The organism is Barnesiella sp. CU968 (assembly GCF_905219685.1).
Classification (GTDB): Bacteria; Bacteroidota; Bacteroidia; order Bacteroidales; family Muribaculaceae; genus Lepagella; species Lepagella muris_A.
Genome location: NZ_CAJMXD010000120.1, coordinates 1 through 7,522, shown reverse-complemented (window position 1 = coordinate 7,522; position 7,522 = coordinate 1). Strand labels below are relative to the sequence as shown.

The following is a 7,522-nucleotide window of genomic DNA, read 5'->3' as shown; positions in this document are numbered from 1 at the left end:
ACAACCATAAAAGGCCTCAAGGAAGCCACAAGATTCACTATATAAAAAATTTCGAATTAAATTTAAACAGTTTCTTATACAAATGTATATAATTCAAACGTTATTTCTTCATTTCCGCCTAAATTCTTATACTATTTTCACATATTTTATACGAGCTGAAGATTTCACGACTCCAGACATCCAGCGCAAACCGGGAATTATCGAAAGTAGCTTTGTCGCGACATAGCAGTTTGCAAACGTACATACGGCTATGGCGGGAATTAGTCAGAGCTTTCCATAGACTGTGTCATCTCCACTATTGCCTCTTTCTTTCGTGCTTGAAAACCTTGAAAAGGCGCTTGAACAGACCGTCCGGCTTGTCTGTGGCAAACTTACTCGCTGTGCCGAGACGTCTGTCCGGCTGTTTGTCAAGTCTGGGAGTATCGTAATCGAAATTGTCTACGCGTTCCACAAGTGACAGGATGGCAGGCTGAAGTTCAGGAGCCTCAGGCGGAGGATTTATGCCTATTTCCTCCGAATGCGGCGGCTTCTTCTCCCTCTTGTAGGCATCATGCACTGTCAGATACTCTCTGTCGGTAATGTATAATTCCGCGTATGTATTTATATAGACAGGATCCTGTGTCTGCAAATGCCGGTTTAGATTACGTCCTCTTCCGTTTGACTCTATATTGAACGACATTCCCATAAGACTGTTGGCAAACACCTCATGTCCGTAGACTCCAGAAAAAATATACTTGAGTGTGAAGCGGCTGCAATCCACACGATTATCCACAAAACCGGAAAACGCGGGAACAAATTCCCTGTTTTTTCTGTCGGCAAGAATATCCACATCAAGAACAATATTGTCGTCAGTCCGTCTCCAGATCACAGAAGGACTGTATTTGCCATAATCCACATGCGTCGCAGCTGTGTCATCACGCATGTCAGCAGGAATCACTCTGCTGTTGAAGACCCCAACCCAATCCGACCATGAGAAATGTTGATTGAAATGATTGCTGACACTGTCGAGACCATCGGCATTTGTAAGATGATAATAAGATCTTGAAGCAAGTACGCGGGGAAGAGACCAACCTTTATAATTCTTTATATTCTTCGCCGGAATCATAAAATCAACTGTCTTCTCTCGAAAAAGAAGCACCGTATCTGAATAAGTCGAAAGCGTTGAATACTCTCTGACATACCCTGTCAGATGCAACACTTGATGGTCTCTGGAATTGACAGTCATTTCCGGAAGATCATAAGCCATTTCTTTCAGAAAGACCTTATCCTGCCCAGGCTTATCAACTGTGGATGTTGCATATCCCATATATCTAATTGAAATGGGATAAGAAGAACGAGCCACATACGGAAGTTCACCCACATCGGAACAGATTCCAATCAGATTTCCTTTTTTGTCGAACACAGATGCCTTCGGCAAAGGGATATTTGTCGATGCATCGACAATCACAGTGCCGCACGCCATGACAGAATACGCCAGACATACTGCTGTAGACATACATAAAGCGGCAAAACGCGATTCACCTGCAAATCTGGTTATCATACACCTTGTTTAAACCTTTGATTTACAAATATAGACGTTTTACCGCATTGCCTTCGCCGCGCTTCACCTTATTTAACATGTTTTAATATCAAGAAACAACTTGCACATCCTTTGTGTGGGCAAGTAAGCTTCCGGCTGATGCCATCCGCTGATAATTGTCAGCGCCAGGGAAATTCCGGGGGAACAGGATGCCCCTTTACTTCCAGACGGACACGCGAGCAAAAGTCCCGGACAAGTTTCTTTACCGGTCCAGGCTCCATGCCGAGCACCTTAAATAGCAGACCGGCATCGTTTGGCAGATGGGTTATGCCGCAGGCAAGCTTCTTTTCACTATCCATGAAGACACCGGTAGCTTCATAAATCCTGTCGGCATGCTCTTTCGGTGTCATGACTATGACATTGGCAAATACATCGAAATCACCCATTATTCCCAGCTGGCGCACAGGGATAACGTTTGGATCAATCACAAACTTTTCTCTGAAAAGCGGTTCACCGTCAGGACGCTCTCCATGACTGCATACCGACAGTATGTCATATTCGAACAACTCTCCGTCTTTATAATATTTGCGACCTCCCATGTAGATTTCCGAATAGAACAGAGTAGCTGTCTTGTCTACGCATATGCGTGTGTCTGAAATAAACCGGGTGTGCCGGCACGGATATATCGGCTCCGGCATAAATTCAAGATAAGCCCCCTCTTCCAGCACAATGTTCTGTATCATGCCGGAATAGTTATATCGCATTTCCGCCAGTTTCGTGGCGGCACCGGTGGAAATCCATGCAAAGGCGTTTTTTCTAACGGTTATATCCTGCTGATAACGGTCGCCGTCAACATTCGGTCCTCCGGATGAAAGGATGTAAAGGCATGGCATCTGAGGCATCTCCTCGTCAAAATAGAGTTCCTGCTGCGCAATCAAGGGTACCCTGCGGTCAAGATCCCGCAAAATACTTTTACCTTCCGCATCAAGTTCGAAACCCAGACGCAGATAACCATGCTTGCCGGGAGCGCCCACATACATCTGCTCCGGTTCGCGAAGATAGGGACGCATCTCCCGTGCCGTAGAAAAATCCACCTCCGGCACGGATGATGTCTTGAATTTATCTGTCTTGATCATTGTCAATTATCTTTTTTATCGAAAAGAGCCATTTTGAAGATGAGATCGACCAGCTCGTCAATACCCTCCCCTGTCATGCAGTTGGTAAACACAAAGGGTTTTCCCGGACGCATCAGCCTTGAATCATGATCCATAACCTCAAGCGAAGCGTGAACATATGGCGCAAGATCCGTTTTGTTGATCACAAGTATATCGCTTTGGGAAATGCCGGGACCGTCCTTACGGGGAATCTTGTCGCCTGCGGCAACATCGATCACATAAATAAAGAAGTCAACCAATGCCGGACTAAACGTAAGCGTGAGGTTGTCACCTCCTGATTCAATGAGAACAATGTCAGTATCGGGGAAACGCTCTTCCATCTCCTCCACAGCCGCTATATTCATGGAAGGATCTTCCCGGACTGCCGTGTGAGGACACGCTCCGGTTTCGACTCCTATAATCTTGTCTTCATGAAGAATGCCTTTCAAAGTTTTTCTTACGTGCTTGGCATCTTCTGTTGTGACAATATCGTTTGTAATGATCAGCACTTTCTGCCCAAGTTCAAGAAGACGGGGAGTTATAGCCTCTATCAAGGCGGTCTTGCCGGATCCTACCGGTCCGCCGATTCCAATTCTACAGGTCTGAGACATAATATAGTTATAGTTTGGTAATTTACAAATATGAAGTTGATAACAATTTATCGGCAGGCATTTGCAATATTCACATTCTAATTCATGAACATGCGCATGTTGCCTTTTTCATGCAGTGATGCCAGTATGTCGAGTTCCGGAAAGAATGCGTTCATATCTTTCAGTTCCATCTGCGATGCCTCATCATAAAGCACACCTACATCTTCCGAGAGATCGAATAGTATTTTCTGTGTCTCGTAATGCGACACACGCACACATCTCAACGCGGCTGAAAGAACCATGTTTATTACACCGTACTGATGGGCACAGAAAAGAGCCTTTTCATCCAACCCTCCCGCTGCATAAGCAATTCCTTGCGCGACAGGAAAAGTTCCCGGCACTTTTTCACATGCAATATCTGCAAGCCAGCGTGTGACAATCGCGTTATCGAACAGTTTCGCCATCAGTTCCGCGAATTTCTTTCCCATGCGCCGGAGCATCATACGCGCCTCATCGTTCATTTTGAAAAGAATGAGCATTCTGTCGGCATCCGCGATCGCTTCGTAATCTCCACGCAGGAAGGCGCGGTGAGCGTGGATGGCTGCCACACCATCGCTGAATGCCGCCTGTCTCGCCTGAGAGGCTGTGAACGCACGCAGGGTTTTGGCATCATGCACAATACGTTCGAAAGAGGCAGTCTCCAATCCGTTGGAAAAGGAGAATGTCCCCACCGGAAACGTAGAATCGGTGAACTGAAGCAGCCTCGAAAGCGCCGTCATGTCATATTCAGTGTGAGTGTTCATGTGCTATTCCGTTTTCATCGAAATGAATGTGTGTCGTGGCATGATGATGGTGCTCGCCGAGTCCGTGGCTGTCATGTCCCGCGCCGCCGAACAGACGGCGTATCTCATGAGGTGCAAGATATGGGATAATCTCGACTCCTTTCTGAAAATCATATGATATGCCTTCAAGATTATGTGTCTCCATCACGCTCAACATAACCTTCTTATCTACAGTAAGCGGAACATATACTTTTGTGCCTTTTACAACGGCAGGCCAATGCTGGTTGCCGATGGCGTGACCAAGCTCGACCGAACGCCGGATTATGGTTTCGTGATCCTTGTCCGCAAGCGCGCCAAGGTCTATCACAAGAACAGGACTCAGTTCAATCTTCAGAACAACAGCTTTTTTTGTATCCGGATTAAAATCGATTACATCGCCATCTGCCACCTGCGTGTGACGCTTAAGAGCAATCGGATATTCCTCGCCACTTGTTCCCTTCCCGAGAAAACGGCTTTTCTGTGCCGTCCATTGGTCAAGGAATATGTAGTCTGTCTCCATATTCTTCAGTTTCTCTTTCCATTGCTGATCCCGGTTTATGTTACCGAGCACTTCTGTGTATACTTTCATAATACGTAACCTTTCAATATAGTTTAAGGTGTTTGCGGGAAACGATTGTCTCCCTATATCTTTATAACAAACAAGAGACTCGTTTGCTCACGGATTACAACCGGAAGTTACTTATGCATCAGAAATCATAGTAAAAACAACGGCGGGCTGCCTTGATAATCATGGCAGTCCGCCGTCAACTGAGCAGATTTTATTTTTTAACAAGCTCTTATAAAGTCCGATAGATCAGCTGAACCAGTAAAGCTGTGCGAGAGGAAGCTCTTTTGCCGGCGATACCGTAGCCGGATAACCGTCAACGGTAACTTCAAAAGTCTCCGGATTAACTTCGATATTCGGAGTAGCGGTGTTTCTGAGCATGGACTCCTTGGTGAGCTGACGAACTCCTGTAACAGGATACACTATACTCTTCAGACCATATTTGTCTTTGATTCCCGCGTCTACAGAAGCCTGACTGACAAACGAAATTCTTGAATTGAACAACGCCTCGCCAAACGCACCGTACATCGGACGCATTATCTTAGGCTGCGGAGTTACAAGCGATGCGTTTGTATCTCCCATATTCGCCCAGCTTATAAGTCCGCCCTTGATTACAAGCTGCGGTTTCGTACCGAAGAATGCTGGTTCCCACAACACAAGATCCGCCATCTTTCCTTTCTCTATCGAGCCGAGGACATCCGATATACCGTAGCATATTGCCGGATTAATCGTTATCTTGGCAAGATAGCGCAACACCCTGAAATTATCGTTTGAATCGGAATCCTCCGGCAATTTACCTCGGACCTGCTTCATATAGGATGCCATCTGGAAGGTTCTCATGAATGATTCTCCCACACGGCCCATTGCCTGAGAGTCGGATGATACCATTGAAAGAATGCCGAGATCATGGAACACATTCTCCGCCGCCTGTGTCTCGGGACGAACGCGGCTTTCGGCAAACGCCACATCAGACGGTATATTTGGATTAAGATTATGACAGACCATGATCATGTCGAAAAGTTCTGCCTGAGAGTTTATTCCGAAAGGTAACGTAGGATTGGTCGAAGACGGAAGCACATTCATCAGAGACGCCACTTTCAGAAGGTCCGGAGCGTGACCGCCGCCGGTGCCTTCGGTATGATATGTGTGGATTGTTCGTCCGTCAATAGCCGCGATTGTGTCTTCCACATAACCGGATTCATTCAAGGTGTCGGAGTGGATCGCCACCTGAACATCGTAATTGTCGGCAACCGACATACATGTGCGTATAGCAGCCGGTGTTGCGCCCCAGTCTTCATGAATCTTGAAACCGCAAGCACCTGCCTCAACCTGATCGTCAAGATTCTCTCTGCAAGAACAGCTTCCTTTTCCANGCAGACCTATATTAATGGGGAGTCCGTCGAATGCCTGTAACATTCTTTCGAGGCTCCAGGCTCCGGCTGTGATTGTGGTGCCGTTAGTGCCGTCGGTAGGACCGACGCCGCCCCCTACAAGAGTAGTGATACCGTTGGAAAGGGCATCGTATGCCTGCTGCGGCGCACACATGTGCACGTGCCCGTCGATGCCTGCCGCTGTCAGTATCATGTGTTCTCCTGAGATTGCATCAGTCGAAGGACCTGTAACGAGATCCGGAGACACACCTTTCATCACATTAGGATTGCCGGATTTTCCGATTCCTGCGATTTTGCCGTCGCGGATTCCGACATCAGCCTTGACCACGCCAAGAACCGGATCCAGAATTGTGACATTCGTGATTACGAGATCCAGACTGCCTGCCTTGGGTGTGCATTCATTGGCAAGTCCCATGCCATCGCGCAAAGTCTTTCCTCCGCCATATACCGACTCATCGCCATAAACCCTGAGGTCTTTTTCAATCTCTACATACAGATCCGTATTGCCGAGTCTGATTTTATCGCCCACGGTAGGACCGAAGAGCATATTGTTTTCTTGTCTTGATATAGTAGCCATGACGGATTATTTTTTAGTTGGGTTTTCTGTATATTCAGCTTCTGCCTCCTCTTCGGAAACAGTCTTGTAGCCATATTCGCCAAGACGGCGTATCGCTTCCGTGCGTTTAGGATAGAAGGTCGGGGTGTCTTCCAGACCTGTATATCCATTGACAAGATCGTCAAATCCGATAACCCTGCGTTTACCGGCATATTCCACAACCTCCACTTCTTTCTCCTCTCCGGGTTCGAAACGTATTGCCGTAGTCGCCGGTATATTCAAGTGGCAACCGAAAGCTTTCGGACGGTCAAACTCGAGATAACGGTTTGTCTCGAAGAAATGGAAATGGGAACCGACCTGTATCGGACGGTCTCCCGTGTTACGCACCACAAGCTTAACAGTGCGCCTGTCGGCGTTGTATTCTATTGGAGTGTCGGCAAGTATAACACCGCCGACTGGCACATAATCCTTCGGTGTGAAACCGGGGGTATTGGGATAAGCGATATCCGGTTTTCCGGAAAAAATACCGTCAGGTTGCGAATATGTCTCCTGAGGTGTGTTTTTATTCTGATCCATAGTATTATATTTTTATTTTATAGGNTGATGGATGGAAACAAGCCGCGAGCCATCGGTAAACACGGCTTCTACCTGCAGGAGGTCGATCATATCTGCGACTCCCGGCATAACCTGTTCTTTTGTAAGCACCTGAGAGGCATCGTGCATTACTTCCTCAACCGTTTTTCCCTCTCTTGCTCCTTCAAGAGCCGCACTGGTGATATAGGCGACTGCCTCGGGATAATTCAGCTTTAGCCCTTTCTGAAGACGCCGCTCTGCTATAAGTCCTACCATCAGAAGGGTAAGTTTGTCTTGCTCTTTGGGTGTGAAATGCATAGTAATCTAATTTTGAATAAGGTTCTAAAATAATA

At 46.9% G+C, this 7,522-nt stretch carries 7 protein-coding genes and 1 pseudogene; all 8 read right to left on the bottom strand.

Features of this window, described 5'->3' with window-relative positions; genetic code table 11:
- Nucleotides 1-295: 295 nt before the first annotated feature.
- The 8 genes and pseudogenes from JX312_RS06340 to JX312_RS06305 all read right to left on the bottom strand — a co-directional run bounded on the left by JX312_RS06340 (nt 296) and on the right by JX312_RS06305 (nt 7,487).
- A complete protein-coding gene (locus JX312_RS06340) occupies nt 296-1,540 on the bottom strand; it encodes a hypothetical protein (protein ID WP_204457424.1) in 1,245 nt (414 codons plus the stop codon).
- A 158-nt stretch (nt 1,541-1,698) separates the two neighbouring features.
- Nucleotides 1,699-2,655 carry an urease accessory protein UreD gene (locus tag JX312_RS06335; RefSeq protein ID WP_239653828.1) on the bottom strand — a complete coding sequence of 319 codons (957 nt, stop codon included), beginning with the start codon at nt 2,653-2,655 and terminating at the stop codon, nt 1,699-1,701.
- A 2-nt stretch (nt 2,656-2,657) separates the two neighbouring features.
- Nucleotides 2,658-3,284 carry an urease accessory protein UreG gene (ureG, locus tag JX312_RS06330; protein WP_123404193.1) on the bottom strand — a complete coding sequence of 209 codons (627 nt, stop codon included), beginning with the start codon at nt 3,282-3,284 and terminating at the stop codon, nt 2,658-2,660.
- Between the two features lie 77 nt (nt 3,285-3,361).
- A complete protein-coding gene (locus tag JX312_RS06325; protein WP_123404191.1) occupies nt 3,362-4,066 on the bottom strand; it encodes an urease accessory protein UreF in 705 nt (234 codons plus the stop codon).
- Nucleotides 4,050-4,673, bottom strand: coding sequence for an urease accessory protein UreE (gene ureE / locus JX312_RS06320; RefSeq protein WP_123404189.1), 624 nt, complete (start codon nt 4,671-4,673; stop codon nt 4,050-4,052). Before ureE ends, JX312_RS06325 begins: the two co-directional genes overlap by 17 nt.
- A gap of 225 nt (nt 4,674-4,898) precedes the next feature.
- Nucleotides 4,899-6,617, bottom strand: a complete 1,719-nt coding sequence (locus tag JX312_RS06315; protein WP_204457423.1) for an urease subunit alpha — start codon at nt 6,615-6,617, stop codon at nt 4,899-4,901.
- Nucleotides 6,618-6,761: 144 nt separating this feature from the next.
- Nucleotides 6,762-7,058, bottom strand: a pseudogene (locus tag JX312_RS14305) (urease subunit beta); the annotation flags it as partial.
- A gap of 126 nt (nt 7,059-7,184) precedes the next feature.
- On the bottom strand, nt 7,185-7,487 hold the full coding sequence (locus tag JX312_RS06305) for an urease subunit gamma (protein WP_204457422.1): 303 nt from the start codon (nt 7,485-7,487) through the stop codon (nt 7,185-7,187).
- Nucleotides 7,488-7,522 lie beyond the last annotated feature (35 nt).

Coding starts and splice junctions, on each gene's coding strand:
- ureE (WP_123404189.1), bottom strand. CDS start 4,673: ATGAAAGTATACACAGAAGTGCTCGGTAACATAAACCGGGATCAGCAA.
- JX312_RS06335 (WP_239653828.1), bottom strand. CDS start 2,655: ATGATCAAGACAGATAAATTCAAGACATCATCCGTGCCGGAGGTGGAT.
- JX312_RS06325 (WP_123404191.1), bottom strand. CDS start 4,066: ATGAACACTCACACTGAATATGACATGACGGCGCTTTCGAGGCTGCTT.
- ureG (WP_123404193.1), bottom strand. CDS start 3,284: ATGTCTCAGACCTGTAGAATTGGAATCGGCGGACCGGTAGGATCCGGC.
- JX312_RS06340 (WP_204457424.1), bottom strand. CDS start 1,540: ATGATAACCAGATTTGCAGGTGAATCGCGTTTTGCCGCTTTATGTATG.